The organism is Bacteroides sp. D20 (assembly GCF_003436255.1).
Taxonomy (GTDB): Bacteria; Bacteroidota; Bacteroidia; order Bacteroidales; family Bacteroidaceae; genus Bacteroides; species Bacteroides uniformis.
On record NZ_QSOO01000006.1, the window covers coordinates 73,458 to 90,396 of the forward strand.

Here is a 16,939-nt window from a genome sequence, read left to right on the forward strand (position 1 = left end):
GAAAGCTGTCTTACCCTCAAAAGCGCCTCCTGTTTAAAGAGGGGAAGGCGCTTCTGAGGTTTGACAATTGCAAAATTACTTCATTTCCAAATATCTTTGGTTCTCTTTCACTCCTTTTTCTTGTGCAGGGCATAAGCGGAATGAGAATTCCATCTTACGGGCAGGAATCAGGTATGGTTGATGCGGGTAGGCTCCCCAACTGGTATCTCCACCCACACCCATCTGCTTGAAGTCTATGTTCCAAGTCACCATATCTTTGGGTTGGATGTCTGAGATATGGCGTTGTGACTTGCGTGTGCCGGGTTCATCCAAATCTTCTGTCGGGAAGAGGTAGGCACTGCCGCTGATTGTGGGTGCACCGATAACCATCAGGCCATTGCCTTTCAAATCGGTGAGGCTCATCCAACGTACATCGGTCTTGTTGCCGTTTTCTTGTGGACGGTCGTAGGCGAAGTACTGTTCGGCCACGCTACCTTTGTACAGACCCACGAAGGAAGAACCGTTGCGGTCGCAATAGTTCTCGTGCGGACCTCGACCTAGCCATGCCATTTGGTCGTATTGCTTGTTCAGGGTGATGCTCACACCCATGCGGGGCATCAAAGGTAAAGTGTCGTTGGCAGGAATGAAAGTACAGTTCACATCGAGGCTGCCTCTCGGTGAGAAGCGGTAGCGGACAATGAATTCCGAACCGGCAACTTCTTCGGGCAGACGGTAGTGTGACACTACTTCATAGCCATCTTTGTCGAGCGCTGTTTTCTCCAATGAGGTGAGTTTGGCGCCACGTCCGGCTTCACGCCACGGGCGCAGGGTCTTGTTCATGTCGTTGCCCATGTCATTGTCCGTCACCGGACGCCAGAAGTTGGGACGCAGTGCTTCCTTAATCATCTCTTCCTTGCCTTCCTTGAACGAGCAGAGTGCTCCGGTGGCTTTGTCGAATCCTACACTGACATTTCCGGCAGTGAGGACAAGTAGGGCTTCGCTGTCGCTTGCCGTCACGTTGCCTGAGGCAGCTTTGGGGGTAACAGCCTTATAGAAGGGAAGCTTCACTTGTTCGGCAGCCAATTGTGTACCGGCCTTCAGCAGACCCTCGTCGCGCTTCTGGCTGGCATAGAAATTCAGGTAATATTCTACTCCTTCGGTGGAATGTATGGTGGGGAACTGTGTCCGGAATACGCCTGTCTGTTGGGCGGGCAAATCTACATTATCTATGCGTCCTTGTGCCAATACTTCGCCGTTGCCTTCCAAACGCCAAGTGAAGTCAAAGTCATTCAGGTTGGTGAAGAAGAACTTGTTTCTAAGCTCTACCAATCCTTCGTGATAATCGAGCAATCTGAAAGCCATATTCTGGTACACCCGTTTCACTTCATGTATGTGGGGCTTCAATGTGCGGTCTGCGGCAATCAGGCCGTTCATGCAGAAGTTGGCCGAGCTTGGAGTGCCTTCGGGGGCAAGGTCGCCGCCGTAGGCCCAGTAGAACTTACCGTCGTCGGTCTTGTTGTAAAGACCCTGGTCCACCCAGTCCCAGATGTGACCGCCTTGTAGAGAAGGGTACTTCTCGATGATGTCCCAGTAGTCTTGCAGATTGCCCACACTATTACCCATAGCATGAGCGTATTCGCAGAGGATGAGGGGCATGGTGGGCAGATAGAGAGCATGGTTTATCAACACGTCTATCTTCTTGTACATGGGGCAGAAGATGTCGGTGAAAGGACGGTTTTTGCCAGAGTCCTCGGAGTGTACGGGGCGTTGGGAACGGTCGTGGGCATGAATCCAAGCATAGGTGGCTTGGAAGTTACAGCCTGAGCCGGTTTCGTTGCCCAATGACCAAATAATGACGCAGGGGTGGTTCTTGTCGCGTTCAAACATACGTTCTGTACGGTCGATGAAAGCCTTCTGCCATTCGGGTTGGTTGGCGAGGCATTGGTCGGGTTTGTAGCCCATGCCGTGGCTTTCGATGTTGGCCTCGTCCACTACATACATGCCGTAGATGTCGCACAGTTCATACCAGCGCGGGTCGTTGGGGTAGTGGGAGGTGCGCACGCTGTTGATGTTGTTTTGTTTCATCAGTTCCAGGTCGCGTATCATGGAGGCTTCGTCCACTACATGGCCGTGGTAAGGGTCGTGTTCGTGGCGGTTTACGCCCTTGATGTAGACGGGTTGCCCGTTGACGAGTAACTGTGCATGTTTGATTTCCGATTTGCGGAATCCGATGTTGCGGCAGATGTACTGTGTCTGGCCGTTGGCACGCAGTGTAATCATCATCTGGTATAGGTTGGGCTTTTCAGCACTCCACAGTAGGGGCGTTTCGATGTGTTTCAGGAAGTGCAGCTTGTTGTCTTTGGCGCGTTGGCGTTCAGTGTAGATGACTTTTCCCTCTTTGTCCGTCAGGCTCACTTCCACTTCGGCACCTTTTACCTTGGGCGTTTGAGTACGTTGGGAGTTTTGGGCATTGTCCAGTTCCACATAGAGGTGGAAGTCGGCGTCCTTATACTCGTTGTCGAGGTCGGTCACTACTTCAAAGTCGCGCACGTGGATGTTGGGACGGGCATAAAGGTACACATCACGTTGTATACCGGCAAAGCGCCAGTAATCCTGATCCTCTAAGTAGTAGCCGTCGCTGAACTTGAATACCTGCACGGCAATCTCGTTCTGTCCGGTTACTGCATAGGGGGTGATATCGAACTCACTGGGGGTCTTGGAATCTTGCGAGTAACCCACCTTTTCACCGTTGACCCACACATAGAAAGCTGAGGCCACGCCTCCGAAGTGGAGGACGATTTGCTTGCCTTTCCAGTTGGCAGGGACGTTGAATGTGCGTTTGTAGGAACCTACGGGACTGTTTTCCACGGCAATGAGTGGCGGGGTGCGCTTGATGCCGTAGCCGGCACCTACATAGAAAGGATGGCCATAGCCTTCCATTTCCCAGTTGGCAGGCACTTTGATGTTGCCCCATCCGCTTACATCGTGGCCTTTTTCAAAGAAGTCCATCGGGCGCTGGTCCGAACGGGGAACAAACTGAAACTTCCAGGTACCGTTCAACGACTGAAAATATTCCGATTGACTCTTGTCGTTCTTCACTGCTTTCTCTTTGGTGGTGTAGGCCATGAAGGTGGCGGCAGAAGGCAGACGGTTGATGTGCAACACATCAAAGTTTTCCCAATCGTTGTCCGAGTGAGGATATTTGTCGGTTCTTACGGCGGTTTCCGCTTTCTTGGTGTCGCCCGTCTTGTTCATGGGTGTACCGTCGTACTGTGCAAATGCGCATAACGGTAGCATCAGTGCGAGGGTGCAGATTGAATGTATCTTATTCATATTCGTATGCTTTTAATGATGTATAATCGTTTGTCTTTTCAGACTTTTGAGAGTTGTTTTGCGTGAGAGTTACTCATCGAGCAGCATCTTGATGATACATGCCGAACTCCAGCCGAAGTTAGGCGAATTGAGCGCTTCGCCGGTCAGCGGGTTGTAGTTCTCGTGGATAGGGCCGTCGGTGGTGAGTCCTTGGGCGTTGTTGATGAACTTCTCAGTCAGTATGTCGGCTTCCCGGTCGAAACCATAGTTGCGCAGGCCGGTGATACCGAAGTACACTTGGTCTACCCAGACCGGGCCGCGCCAGTAGCCGCGCACGGGACGCAGGCGAGGATGGCTGATGTCCAAGGTACCCAATGGAAGGGTGGAGTTGAACTTCTGCGGGTCCATCATCTTCTGCATCACCTGTTTGGCCTGTTCGGGAGTGGCGATGCCTGCCCAGAGTGGCAGCCAGCATTCGGCACCCATCACTTTGATGTGCTCGCCGGTATCGATACGGGTGTCGTAGAAGAATCCGGTTTCCTTGTCCCACATCTTTGTCTGTACGAACTCCTTGATGACTTTGGCTTCGGCATTAAGCTGTGCCGCCAGTTCGGGCTTGTTCAGGAGGGTTGCCATTTCGGCGAGGATGGTCTTGTCTACGTAGAGGAACGAGTTCAGGCAGATGTTCTCCTGGTTCATGGACCATGCCTTCTCGCTGTTTTTCTGCATCACGGCATCGTCAAAGCGTACGCCGTTGTCCATGCCGCTTTCCCAACAGGCAGCAATGAGAGTGCCGTCGGTGGAACCGTATTCGCAGATGCCGTTGTGATTGTGGTCGCGCTCGGCATACCACCACTGATGGAACTTATAGAGCTTGTCGAACATTGTTTCGAGGAATTTCTTGTCGCCGGTAGCTTTATACACGTTCATGGCTCCCCAGGCGGCTACGGGCGGTTTGGCATCGCGCCAGTTATTGTATTTCTTGTTGTAGCTGATGAAGTCGGGTACCATGCCGTTGTCGGCTTGATAGTCGAAGAGGGTAATCATTTCGCTTTTGGCTATCTCCTCGTTGAAATGTACGTTGCCCGAAGCAATCTTCCAGGAGTCCCACGACCAGATGCCGTTGATGAATCCGTTGTACGACGGGTTGCTGCCGCCATGCAGGATGTCACCGGCAGGGGTGCGGTAGTTGCTGTTCAGGGTCATCATTGCTTTTACGAGTACCTTGCGGTATTTGTTGTCCTTGAGGTACTTGCTGTTTCCGCTCAGCAACGAAGCGATTTGTGCGTTCCATTGCTGTTCGTTTAGTTCAAAGCAATTGTCTATATTCAGCGTTGCTATGGCAGCCAGTTCTTTGGCTGTGTCTTCACCGCGCAGCGTCAGGGTTTGAGTCATCTCCGACTGATAAGTCTTGCCGGGTTCCAGGGTCATTTCACTTTTTTCTGTGACGTGCAGGCTATCGCTCCCCACAGCCTGAATCTTGTCTGCTGTGAGGAATCGGATTACCGTGTTCGTGGAATCTTTGGGGCGGATGAAAGAGAGACCTTTATCTATGCTGCTTACGACAGAGGTAGGCTCGTATACGCCTCCGTTCCAGTCGAAGCTGACCTTTACCGGTTTTTGGCTCATATTCTTCACGATTGAACGTATGGCTACGGAACGTGAGGTGAGGTAGCACAATTCGGTAGTGAAGTTTAAGTTCTCATCGTTGTATTCCTGTATCAGTTTGCCGGGGAGGTATCGGGTGGTCTGTACATTGTACACCATCCTATACTGTTCGCCGTTCACCCACAGCGTAGGTTCGGCGAGTCCGGCAGCTATCCATCCGCGTCCGGTCATGACCATAGGTCCCATGAAAGCACCGGCATGGCGACGGTTTTCGTTGTCGGGCAGTGAGTATGCCATCCAAGCACCTTTGTCGGCAAAGACGTAGGCATCCCAGTCTACGGCTCCGGCGGGAGTGTTCTTTATGTTGATAAGATTACAGAAGTCCGCTTGCTTGGATAAAAGCGGTTCTGAAGAAGTGGGAGCTTTGACGCACGAGGCCAGTATGCAGGCAACGATGCCAGTCAAAGCGATGTTTTTATTTGGATGTCTCATGGTAAATTAAGTATATGATGAAATGAAGTCTTGAAACAGAGAGTTCTATTAAAAGCAATCTCTATCGGATGGGATCCCGTTTCCGGCATTTCGCTTCCGATAGAGACTGAGTTGTAGGGTTATCGGTTATTTTGTGTAACCTTCGTTTTGCACCCAATCAGGATTCATCAGGAATTCTTTGTGAGGGATAGCGAGTCTGATATGCTTGGTCGATATGAAATTGCTTGCGAAAGGCTTTTCATGACTCTTAAGTGCGTCTTCCACAATGCCCCAACGGATGAGATCATACCAGCGTGAGCCTTCGAGGGCCAGTTCGCAAGGACGTTCCACATCCTGCAGGTGCTTCAGCACTTGTTCTTTACTTAGGGTGTCGGACAGTGGCGTTACGTGTACACGGTCACGTACTTTGTTGATGTATTTGATGGCTTCTTTAGAGTTTCCTTCATCGTTCAGACACTCGGCATAGAGCAACAGGATGTCCGCATAGCGGATGAGGGGGATGTTGAAACCGGAATAATCCCAGTAATCACCCAATGACTTGTCGTAAGTCACATATTTGCGCCAGTAGATATTGTCTTCTTGGTGGTAATCACTGAATCCTTTGCCGTCTTCGTAATAGAACGGACGGGATTTGGGATCGTCGAAAATGATAGTCTCATACAATCGGTCGCTGTATTCCCCATCTTCGGTGAGGTCTTTCTTCAGTGTATTGAATAACCATTTGGACGGATATGCTTCCTCGTATGCGCCACAGCCACTGTCGGGACCCAAGTGCAAGGTAAAGAGATTGTATTCGTAGTGCCCGCCTTCCAGACTTCCGGTGAACTGTACTTCAAGGATGGATTCCTTATTGTTCTCGTGTAGTCCGTTGAAGTTGTCGCCATAGTTCTCCATCAGTTCATATCTGTGACTGTCAATGACTTTCCAGAATTCTGTTTTGGCTTTGGCCTTTTCGCCGATGAACATATAGTATTTGCCTAAGAGTGCTGCGGCAGTATATTTAGTGACGCGTCCGGCCATGTTTGTATTCCATTTTTCGGGAAGGTTGGCTTGACATTCACTCAGTTCTGTCTCGATGAAAGTCTTCAGTCTGCCGGCTTCTACCTGAGGAGGATAGAATTCCTCTTCGGTACCTTCGAGTTCGTGCTCGAACATTGGTAGTCTTTCACCGAAGTTGATGAAGAGACGGTAGTAGTAGAAGGCTCTCAGAAAACGTGCCTCGGCAATACTGGTCGCTTTGGTCTGCTTGATGCCTTCGTCATCGTTGTCGGGCACATTGGGAATGTTGTCCAGACACTGGTTGCAATAGTTGATACTGGTATAGAGGTTGGTCCATTCATCGTTGGGCACGTAGTTGGTCGATTCGTTGTTGTACATGGCCAGTTCCATCCAGGCGGTCACGTCGGGGCGGTAGTCCAGCTCGTCGCTGCGGTAGTTGTCTATCACAATGTAGCGTTCGAAAGGTTGCGCCCATTCGATGGTAGGCTGTAGTCCAGCGTAGGCTGCGGTAAGTCCTTTGAGGATGTCGGATTCGCTCTTCCAGAAGTTTTCGGGGTCCAGTGAGTTGGGGTTTCTGTCTTCATCCAGGAAATTTCCGGTACATGAAGAGAGTGCCAGGCCTCCTAAGACTGAGGCGCACAATAATATATTCTTTAATTTCATAATCATCTTTTTTAAAGTTTTGGTTCAATTAAAATCCGAATTTAATACCGGCCATGAAAGTGCGGCATAGAGGTGATGAAGCATAGTCGTAACCCATGCGGTCAATACCACCGTTGGTAGAGGGGTCATAGCCACTGTAACCGGTGATGGTAAAGATGCGTGTACCACCTACATAGAAACGGAGGTTGCTGATGCCCAACTTACCACAAACTGTAGCAGGCAGGTTGTAGCCCAGTTGCAAGTTGTTCAGGCGGAAGAAGTCGCCTCGTTCGATGAAACGGTCGGAAGTGCGAGCATTCTTGTTCGGGTCGCCGTATACGGCACGTGGAATGTTGGTGTTGGGGTTCTCCGGAGTCCATGCTTTCAGTGCGTTTCTGCCATAGTTGAACTTGGTATCCATACGTTCCAATTGATATTTGGTATAGTTGTAACGGTCTACACCGAGGTCACCGTAGAAGTTGGCTACCAAATCGAAGTTTTTGTAATTCAGTGTTACGTTGAAGCCGATAGAGGCCTTGGGGCAACCGTTGCCCAGAAGCTTCTTGTCATCGCTGTCCAGCATGCCGTCACCGTTTTGGTCTACGAAGCGGAGGTCACCGGGTTCTGCGTTGGGCTGCATGGGAATCCAGTTGCCTTTGCTGTCCTTGCGTCCGTGTGATTCTTTCCAAAGTTTGGCTTCTGCTTCATTTTGGATGATGCCTGCGGTTTCGTAAGCCCAGAATTCACCGAAGTAACCACCCACGTAGGTACGTGAAGCACCATATTCGTACATATAGTTGGGGTCTGCCATTGATTTCAGTTTACTCTTGAAGTGGCTCAGGTTGAAGTCAAGGTCATACTTGAAGTCCTTACCTGCATTACCGTGGTAAATCAGTTGCATTTCCATACCGGTGGTGCGCAGTTCACCGTCGTTCACCGTCAGTGCACCGTAACCGGTAGACAGACTGATGTTCTTTTCGGAAAGCATGTCCTTGGTGTCCTTGATGTAACCTTCAATCGAGAATTCCAGTTTGTTGTTCCATAGGCTCATGTCCACACCGATGTTTTTGTAGAAGGTAGTTTCCCACTTGATGTTCCTTGAGGGGAGGCTACGTACTGCATATCCCTGGTTTACGACTTTGCCGTCGAAGGGGTAGTTGATGTTGTCGGCGTTGGAGTCCAATTTGGGAATGTAGAGATAGAGAGGTACCGATTGGTTACCGAGGGCGCCGTAGCTCATACGCAATTTGAAGGAGCTGACTGTTTCTTTCATATCTTCCCAGAAAGGTTCGTTGGCAATGTTCCAGCCTACTGATACAGAGGGGAAGAACCCCCACTGGTTACCGTCGGCAAAACGTGAAGAACCGTCATAGCGGAACGAGGCCATTAACATGTAGCGCATTTTCCAACTATAGTTCACACGGCCAAATACGGAACGCAAGCCGCTACGGGTCTTTTCACCTTGCACACCATAGTCTTTGCGTGCCTGGCCCAGAATGCCCATGTCGTTGTTCTCGAATTCGGAACCCGATGCACCCAATAGGTCGTAAGTGCTTTCTTCTTGTGAAGCTCCCAGCAGGAAGGCGAAGTCGTGACTGTCTTTGATGGTGAAGTTGTAGTTGGCAGTCAGTTCCAGCAGGTCGTTGACGCTTCTGGTGCGGGTCTGTGATAGTGAGGCGCTTTCGTTCCACTTCATGGCACCCAGTTCGTAAGTAGGTTTGAATACGCGGGTTTCGCGGAAAAGGAGGCTACGGCTTGCTTGTGCCTTGATTACCAGTCCCTTGATGGGCTCATATTGCAGATAGCCCGATCCTTTGATGTAATCTGTGGCGCGGGTGTTCTCAATCAGGTTATTATAACCTACCATGTTGGCAGCATCGCTCATGTTCATGCCGGGGATGGCACCACCGTATCCGCCGTCACAATTCTCGTCATACAGACGTGCGATAGGTTCCATGTTGGTCACTTGGTATATGCCGGGAAAACCTGAGTTGGCTTCCATTTCCGATTCCCAACGGCTGTAGTTTACTGATTCGCCCACTTTGAACTTGCCGCGTTTCATGTCTGAGTTTAAGCGGAAGCCATATTTCTCGTCACCCGTGCCGGTCACGATGGCTTCGTTTTTTGAATAGAATACGGACAAAGCTACGTTGGCATTCTCACTGCCACTAGTGTACCCCACATTGTATTTCTGTGTGAAGCCGTTGCGGTAGTATTCGTCCTGCCAATCGGTGTCGCCAAACTGTGTGGGGTCTTGCTCATAAGCCGCAATGTAAGCAGGCCAGTTTTTGGGGTTTTGACCGGCGTTTGTACGGGCCATCTTTGCCATGTGGATAAATTCTTCGGCATTGCAGACATCCAGTTTCTTGGCTATCTGATCCACTCCCCAATAAGCTGAGAACGTGATTTTGGGTTTGGATTTGGTACCACGGTAAGTCTCAATCAGGATAACGCCTGCGGCGGCGCGTGCTCCGTAAATAGCGGCGGTGGCAGCGTCTTTCAATACAGACATTGACTTGATGTCTTCGGGGTTCAGAAAACTCATATCACCCGGAACGCCATCGATAATTACCAACGGAGAGTTGTCTGTTCCATAAGTGGTTACACCGCGCACCTGCAGGCTGGGAGTGGAGCCGGCGGCACCGCTACCAAAGTTAACTATCAAACCGGGAGCCATACCCTGCAGGGCAGTTTCGGCATTAGCGGTAGGTATGTTGTTTAGTTTATCGCCCGATACGGAACTTACCGAACCGGAAACATCCGATTTCTTTTGTGTGCCATAACCGATAACGACTACTTCGTCCAGTAGTTCGGTGTCTTCTTTCAGCACCACTTTCAATTCCTTGCGACCATTGAGGGCGATTTCTTGTGGAGCATAGCCCACGTAAGAGATAATAATAGTGGCTTTTGGGGAAACGCTGAGGGTAAAGTTACCGTCGATGTCAGTGATTACTCCATTTGTTGTTCCTTTCTCTAATACACTGGCTCCGATGACAGATTCACCGGAAACATCGGTTACGGTACCGTTCAGCTGAATGTTCTGTGCCAATGCGCCCATAGGCAGCATAAAAGCAAAGAAGAGAAGTAGCTGAATGACTCTTTCTTTGTAGTAGTTACTTTTACTCATTTGAATAAGTTTTTAAGGTTAATACTATTGGTTTTTCACAATGCTAAATTAAGCTTCATAAACAGGAATTGCTAATGAATGTTATCTACAAGCAGACTACAAGAGAGGGATATTCTTTGTTTTATTATCTACAAATAGTTTTGTAAGTATTTGATAAATAGGAGTAAATGAGATATTCTATATCTACAAAACTATATCCACATAAACTTTTCCCGATTTACATTAATTATTGAGTTGCGCAAGTAAACGGTGATTAGATGAAGAAGGAAACCAACTCTTTTAGAAATATCAAGCAACTCAAGTTTCGCAAGTCTTTTATAATCATTGATAAACAGTAGTATCTCAACTCTCCTCCTCGGAGGAGAGTTGAGATACTACTGTTTATCAATGATGTCCCTTGCAGATGGTTTGCAGATGTTTTATCTGCAAGCCATCTGTAAAAGAGGAAGTCGAGTATAAGACGGATGACATTCATATCTTATCTCTTGCAAAATACGGATAACTTATTAGTTCATAGTGATGAACACTTTGTTTCTGCAGTACAAAACACTTCGTTCATGTAGTATAAAACGTTTTGTTTGCACAACATAAAACAAGGTGTTTATATAGTATGAAACAAAGTGTTCACTATAATGGAACAAAGTGTTCGCCCTAATGAAACACATTGTTCTACACGTCGAAACAAACCGTTCTGTGTGTTGAAACAAGCGGTTATATTGGGGGAAACAAAAAGAAAGCTGTCTTTTCCTGATTTCACTAGACACTTTTTTTCTTTATAAACGTCATCAGTAGACGGTTCTTTCATTTGCATACTGATACAGTAGTCCCTTCTTCCGGACTTGCGAGCCTATGCTTACTTGTTCGATGCCTTGTTTCTACTGAGACAAAGTGAGAGCAAACTTTACCCTCACCTTTTTGAAATTGCCCTTACTCACCTCTGAAAGTCCGATGAATAAAGACTTTTAGGTAAGCAGTGAGGGCGGTGAGGGTAGAAATGCAAAATAAATATTTTCAGCCTTGAGCCGGGTTATATATTCTGTAGATAGTCGGTTAGGTCTTCTTCGGAAGAGAGGTTGAGGGATTTGCGCAGGCGGTATCGGTTCATATTGATGGTTTTGGGGGTGGTGCCGGTCAACATGGATATTTCTTTGGTAGACAGGTTCACCCTTAGCAGGGTGGCAAGATATTTCTCGCCTTGTGTCAGTTTGGGATGAATCGCTACCAGTCTTTGGAGGAATTCATTGCTTTTATCATCGATGTTTGTCAATAGGGCACTGTTGGTTTTGTCTCCGCTTTGGCTCTGGCTGATGAATGCGTTGATTTTCTTCAGGTGGGGCGTGATGGCTTGCGCGTCCATCTTATATCCTTCTTTCACCATTCCGCGTATTTTGTCCAGCAGTTCATTGCGGCTTTTCAGGAATACGGCGAAGCTGGTTGCCTCCTGCTGACTGGTAGCCAGGGCATTGTGTACATTTTGAAGTTCCAGCTCTTGCTGATGCATCTTCAGTTCGGCCACTTCTTTTTCGGACAGTTGCAATTGGTAGCGTGCTTCTATCAGTTGCAAATCTTTTCGGCGTTTATACCATTTATATAGAAAGATGCTGAAAGCTATTCCCAGAATAAGTACGCTGCCCAAAAGCCACAAATTGCGTTTCAGTAGCTCTATCTTGTAGGTTTGTTCCTGCATTTCAGTAGCATATTTTTGGTCTTGGTATCTTTTGTAGGAAATTTCCTGCTCGATGTTGCGTAGCTTGTTGCTACTTTGCAGTTCCTTGCCCAGGTGGTACCTCTTGTTCAGATACTTATAGGCTTGGGCATAGTCACCTATAGCTGCATATACCATGGACGAATATTCGTAATTGTCGCAAATCAGTTCGCGGGCTCCGATGTTGTGGGCATACTCGTAGGCTTTATGCAAGGCTTCCAAGGCTTTGGAGTATTGCTTGTCATAGTAATACTGTTTCCCCATGTTGTTGTAGTTTTCGCCAAGAGACCATTGGGCATCCAGATTCTTGTTGATGGTGATGGCTTCCTGGATGAAAGAAAGTTTCTCTTCCGTATTTCCCCGGTACAGACAGAGGTTGTTCAGGTTGGTTGCAATCTCTTTCAGGTTTCGTTGGGCACGGTTGATGGCCAGCGCACGCTGGAAGAAACGCTCGGCAACGGTAAATTCACTCATGAAGTGGTGCATTACTCCACGTTCGTTATAGCATCCGGCCACAGAGGTGGAATCGCCGATGGATTTGAAGATGGAGGTTGCTTTGTCGTTCAGTTCAATGGCTTTGTTGTAATCGCCTAGTTTGCTGTATACACGCCCCATCAAGGAGCAGAGTTGTGCCATTTGTTTTTTGTTGGTGGGATGGATATATTTTTGGGTGTCATAAAGATTCTTGATACTTAGGTCGAAGTTCCCCAACAATTGTTCGGCTTGACAGTAGAGAATCATGGCTTGTGCGCGGACCTCACTGGGCTCATCTTCGGGAAACAAGGCAGAAGCCTGAGCTGCATAGTAGGAAGCTTGTTTGGGGTTGTTGTACAGGTATTTCTGTGCTTGGTCAATCAATTTCTGTGCTTGCTGCATGTCTTGAGCTTGCAGTGGGGCAGCTGCTGACAGAAGACATACGAGTAGTAGACATAGGTTTTTCTTCATGGCATCGTCTTGTTTCTGCAAATTTAATTAATTCTTCTTAGAAGTCCGGTTTCCCTCCAAAAAGATTTATCTTTGTGCCTCAAAGATAGCGATATATATGTTATTACCTTATTTGAATAAAGATTTGATAGAGGCAGGATGCGATGAGGCCGGTCGCGGCTGTCTGGCCGGTGCGGTCTATGCCGCTGCTGTTATTCTGCCAACGGACTTTAAGAATGAACTTTTGAACGACTCCAAGCAGCTGACGGAAAAACAACGCTATACCTTGCGTGAAGTGATTGAAAAAGAGGCTCTGGCATGGGCGGTGGGCGTCATCTCTCCCGAAGAAATTGACAAAATCAATATTCTCAATGCCTCCTTTCTTGCCATGCACCGTGCTGTTGACCAACTGAATGTCCGTCCGCAACATCTGCTGATAGACGGCAACCGCTTTAAAAAATATCGGGACTTGCCGCATACTACCGTAGTGAAAGGAGACGGGAAGTACCTTTCCATCGCTGCCGCCTCCATTTTGGCAAAGACCTATCGTGATGACTACATGAACCGCCTTCACGAGGAATATCCGTATTATGACTGGAATCGTAACAAGGGGTATCCCACCAAGAAACATCGTGCCGCCATTGCTGAGCGGGGTACTACACCCTATCATCGCTTGACGTTTAATCTCTTGGGGGATGGGCAGTTGTCGCTGAACTTCGGACAATGATGCTGTTTAGAACCACTTAATCCTTCTGAACCATACGAATGTCACTGCTGATAATATTGCCGACAAAAGTATGATGAAAATAAACGCGTGCGGAAAACTCTCCAGGTGGATGTCCACATTCATGCCGTAGAAACTGGCTATCAACGTGGGAATCATCAGTGTAATGCTGAGGCTTGTCATACGTTTCATGATGGCATTCACATTGTTGGAGATGATGGAGGCGAAGGCGTCCATGGTTCCCGTCAGGATATCACTGTAGATGTTTACGGTATTGTATGCCTGCTTCAACTCGATGACCACGTCTTCCAATAATTCCAAATCCAGATAATTGGTGTCTTGAAAGATGTTTTTCAGCCGTCCTATCATCACTTCATTGCCACGGATGGAAGTGTTGAAGTAGACCAGCGTCTTTTGCAGCTTCATCAGTTGCAGGAGATCTTCGTTGCGGATGCTTTTCTCCAGCTCTTTTTCGGCGGTGGCCACATCGTTGTTTATCTGTTTCAGATACTTCAGGAACCAGACGGCGGAAGAGTAGATGATTCGCAGAATCAAATCCAGTTTATTGTTGACGACTATGTTCTTCCGGCGGGTGTGCTGAATGAAGTCCGGTATCAGCTCCGTGTGGTGATAGCAGACAGAAACGATGATTCCGTCATTGGTGATAATGCCGATGGGCACAGTGATGAACGGCACGCCGCGTTGGTTGCTCTGCATCGGGATGCGGAGGATGGTCAGCAGCCAGTTGTCTTCTGTTTCCGTACGTGGGCGCTCGTCCACGTCGGCTATGTCTTCCAGGAATGATTCGGGAACTTTCAGCTCTTCGGTTAGGAATTTGAAATCATCGTTGTCCGGGCATTCTACGTTGACCCAGCAGTTGGGTTGCCATTCGGCCTTTTCAGTGAAGCCATTTTCACTGTAGAGATACTTTCTCATTGTTTGCCTCCTTTCTAGTTGGAACAGAGGCATTGCAGTCAACGTCTCCGTTCGTTTTATTGGTGAATACTATTGCACGTTCGTGGGTTTGAATCGTCCATATTTCTTGTTTTTTTATTTTTTAAGCGTGGCAAAAGTACATAAATCATTTGAAACAGTACGCTTTAACGGCTGTTTTTTGTACCTTTGCAACGCAAAAAACAGGTTCCTACTATAAAAGAACGTTTGTATCATACAAAAAGATTATACAATTAAATTCGATTAATATTATGAGTAAGAAAGCCCTTTTAATGATTCTTGATGGCTGGGGCATCGGCGATCAAGGCAAAGATGATGTGATTTTCAATACACCTACTCCGTATTGGGACAGTCTGTTGGCAACTTATCCGCATTCCGAGCTTCAAGCAAGCGGTGAAAACGTTGGTTTGCCCGACGGACAGATGGGTAATTCTGAAGTAGGTCACCTCAATATCGGTGCCGGACGCATCGTTTACCAGGATTTGGTGAAGATTAACCGTGCTTGTGCCGATGGCAGCATTCTGAAGAACAAGGAAATTGTTTCTGCTTTCTCATATGCAAAGGAAAACGGCAAGAATATCCACTTTATGGGACTGACCAGCAACGGTGGCGTGCACAGCTCTTTTGACCATTTGTTCAAACTCTGCGATATTTCCAAGGAATACGGTATCGAGAATACCTTCATCCACTGTTTTATGGACGGTCGTGATACCGACCCGAAGAGTGGTAAAGGTTTCATTGAGCAGTTGACTGCTCATTGCGAGAAGTCTGCCGGCAAGATTGCTTCCATCGTGGGACGTTTCTATGCCATGGACCGCGACAAACGTTGGGAACGTGTGAAGGTTGCCTACGATTTGTTGGTAAACGGTGAAGGCAAGGTTGCTACGGATATGGTCCAGGCTATGCAGGAGTCCTACGACGAAGGCGTTACGGATGAATTCATTAAGCCGATTGTGAACGGTGGCTTCGACGGTACCATCAAGGAAGGTGATGTTGTAATCTTCTTCAACTACCGCAATGACCGTGCCAAGGAATTGACCGTTGTCCTCACCCAGCAAGATATGCCCGAACAAGGCATGCAGACTATTCCGGGCCTGCAGTTCTACTGCATGACTCCGTACGATGCCAGCTTCAAGGGTGTGCATATCCTTTTTGATAAGGAGAACGTACAGAATACCTTGGGCGAATACCTTGCTGCCAATGGCAAGACCCAGCTGCACATTGCCGAAACAGAGAAGTATGCACACGTGACTTTCTTCTTCAACGGTGGCCGCGAGACTCCTTACGATGCTGAAGAGCGCATCCTGGTTCCTTCTCCGAAGGTTGCCACTTACGACTTGAAGCCCGAAATGAGTGCGTACGAGGTGAAGGACAAGTTGGTTGAAGCTATCAAGACCCAGAAGTTCGATTTCATCGTGGTGAACTACGCCAATGGTGATATGGTGGGACATACCGGTATCTACGAAGCTATTGAGAAGGCAGTGAAAGCCATCGACGAATGTGTGAAAGATACTGTTGAAGCTGCCAAGGCAAACGATTATGAAGTAATCATCATCGCCGACCACGGTAATGCCGACCACGCTCTGAATGAGGATGGTACTCCGAATACTGCCCACTCTCTGAATCCCGTTCCTTTCGTTTACGTTACTGCAAACAAGGACGCCAAGGTTGAGAACGGTGTATTGGCTGACGTAGCTCCTTCTATTCTGCATATCTTGGGTATGGAGCAGCCGGCTGAAATGACTGGTAAGGATTTGATTAAGTAAGGCGTCAAGGCCGTAACAATATTTAGACGCGGATTATACGGATTCCACGGATGCTCTTAAAGTTGAGTCTGTGCAATCCGGATAATCCGCGTCTTTTTTTAATAGAATGATTATGATACAGATTGGTGATGTTGTGGTTTCTTTCGATGTCTTGCGCGAGAAGTTCTTGTGTGACTTGGGTGTTTGCCAGGGGATTTGCTGCATTGAGGGCGATGCCGGTGCTCCCGTGGAGCTGGACGAGGTGGAGAAACTGGAAGAGGTGCTTCCGCTGATTTGGGACGAGCTTTCTCCCGAAGCCCGCACCGTGATAGAGGAGCAAGGTGTGGTCTATACCGATTGTGAAGGTGACCTGGTGACTTCTATTGTAAACAACAAGGATTGCGTCTTTACCTGCTATGATGATAAAGGCTGTTGCTATTGTGCCATCGAAAAGGCTTACCGTGAGGGTAGGACCAACTTCTACAAACCTATATCCTGCCATCTCTATCCGATAAGGGTGGGGAACTACGGACTCTATAAGGCAGTGAACTATCATCGTTGGGATGTCTGCAAAGCCGCTATGCTGTTGGGACAAAAGGAAAATCTGCCCGTGTATAAGTTTCTGAAAGAGCCGCTTATCCGTAAGTTTGGTGAGGACTGGTATGCAGAGCTGGAATTGGTAGTGGAAGAGATGAAAAAACAAGGAATCCTATAGTTCTTCCGTGCGG

At 48.1% G+C, this 16,939-nt stretch carries 9 protein-coding genes; 3 read left to right on the plus strand and 6 right to left on the minus strand.

Annotated elements, in window-relative coordinates; all coding sequences use genetic code 11:
* Positions 1-75 precede the first annotated feature (75 nt).
* The 5 genes from DXD78_RS08125 to DXD78_RS08150 form a co-directional block, all read right to left on the minus strand.
* Positions 76-3,312 carry a glycoside hydrolase family 2 TIM barrel-domain containing protein gene (locus DXD78_RS08125; protein WP_117652680.1) on the minus strand — a complete coding sequence of 1,079 codons (3,237 nt, stop codon included), beginning with the start codon at positions 3,310-3,312 and terminating at the stop codon, positions 76-78.
* A gap of 69 nt (positions 3,313-3,381) precedes the next feature.
* The gene (locus tag DXD78_RS08130; protein ID WP_005834530.1) at positions 3,382-5,391 is read right to left on the minus strand and encodes a trehalase family glycosidase; all 2,010 of its coding nucleotides are present in this window, start codon (positions 5,389-5,391) and stop codon (positions 3,382-3,384) included.
* Between the two features lie 126 nt (positions 5,392-5,517).
* Positions 5,518-7,053: a RagB/SusD family nutrient uptake outer membrane protein gene (locus DXD78_RS08135; RefSeq protein ID WP_005834532.1), complete on the minus strand. Its 1,536-nt coding sequence runs from the start codon at positions 7,051-7,053 to the stop codon at positions 5,518-5,520.
* Between the two features lie 28 nt (positions 7,054-7,081).
* Positions 7,082-10,159, minus strand: a complete 3,078-nt coding sequence (locus DXD78_RS08140; RefSeq protein WP_005830477.1) for a TonB-dependent receptor — start codon at positions 10,157-10,159, stop codon at positions 7,082-7,084.
* 1,027 nt (positions 10,160-11,186) lie between these two features.
* Positions 11,187-12,809 carry a tetratricopeptide repeat protein gene (locus DXD78_RS08150; protein WP_009037690.1) on the minus strand — a complete coding sequence of 541 codons (1,623 nt, stop codon included), beginning with the start codon at positions 12,807-12,809 and terminating at the stop codon, positions 11,187-11,189.
* Between the two features lie 97 nt (positions 12,810-12,906).
* On the opposite strand from DXD78_RS08150, the gene DXD78_RS08155 reads away from it, so the two are divergent.
* The gene (locus DXD78_RS08155) at positions 12,907-13,515 is read left to right on the plus strand and encodes a ribonuclease HII (protein ID WP_009037691.1); all 609 of its coding nucleotides are present in this window, start codon (positions 12,907-12,909) and stop codon (positions 13,513-13,515) included.
* A 6-nt stretch (positions 13,516-13,521) separates the two neighbouring features.
* Here DXD78_RS08155 and DXD78_RS08160 read toward each other — a convergent pair whose 3' ends face one another.
* Positions 13,522-14,448, minus strand: coding sequence for a magnesium transporter CorA family protein (locus DXD78_RS08160; RefSeq protein ID WP_005834540.1), 927 nt, complete (start codon positions 14,446-14,448; stop codon positions 13,522-13,524).
* A gap of 269 nt (positions 14,449-14,717) precedes the next feature.
* Here DXD78_RS08160 and gpmI point away from each other — a divergent pair, with 269 nt between their 5' ends.
* Together gpmI and DXD78_RS08170 are read left to right on the plus strand one after the other, a co-directional pair.
* Positions 14,718-16,232, plus strand: a complete 1,515-nt coding sequence (gpmI, locus tag DXD78_RS08165; protein WP_005834542.1) for a 2,3-bisphosphoglycerate-independent phosphoglycerate mutase — start codon at positions 14,718-14,720, stop codon at positions 16,230-16,232.
* 112 nt (positions 16,233-16,344) lie between these two features.
* Positions 16,345-16,926, plus strand: coding sequence for a DUF3109 family protein (locus tag DXD78_RS08170; RefSeq protein WP_009037693.1), 582 nt, complete (start codon positions 16,345-16,347; stop codon positions 16,924-16,926).
* The last annotated feature ends 13 nt before the right edge of the window (positions 16,927-16,939 follow it).

Bases quoted from the DNA above. Each gene is read 5' to 3' on its own strand.
- DXD78_RS08150 (WP_009037690.1), bottom strand. From the start codon at position 12,809: ATGAAGAAAAACCTATGTCTACTACTCGTATGTCTTCTGTCAGCAGCT.
- DXD78_RS08130 (WP_005834530.1), bottom strand. From the start codon at position 5,391: ATGAGACATCCAAATAAAAACATCGCTTTGACTGGCATCGTTGCCTGC.
- DXD78_RS08135 (WP_005834532.1), bottom strand. From the start codon at position 7,053: ATGAAATTAAAGAATATATTATTGTGCGCCTCAGTCTTAGGAGGCCTG.
- DXD78_RS08155 (WP_009037691.1), top strand. From the start codon at position 12,907: ATGTTATTACCTTATTTGAATAAAGATTTGATAGAGGCAGGATGCGAT.
- DXD78_RS08170 (WP_009037693.1), top strand. From the start codon at position 16,345: ATGATACAGATTGGTGATGTTGTGGTTTCTTTCGATGTCTTGCGCGAG.
- DXD78_RS08140 (WP_005830477.1), bottom strand. From the start codon at position 10,159: ATGAGTAAAAGTAACTACTACAAAGAAAGAGTCATTCAGCTACTTCTC.
- DXD78_RS08160 (WP_005834540.1), bottom strand. From the start codon at position 14,448: ATGAGAAAGTATCTCTACAGTGAAAATGGCTTCACTGAAAAGGCCGAA.
- DXD78_RS08125 (WP_117652680.1), bottom strand. From the start codon at position 3,312: ATGAATAAGATACATTCAATCTGCACCCTCGCACTGATGCTACCGTTA.
- gpmI (WP_005834542.1), top strand. From the start codon at position 14,718: ATGAGTAAGAAAGCCCTTTTAATGATTCTTGATGGCTGGGGCATCGGC.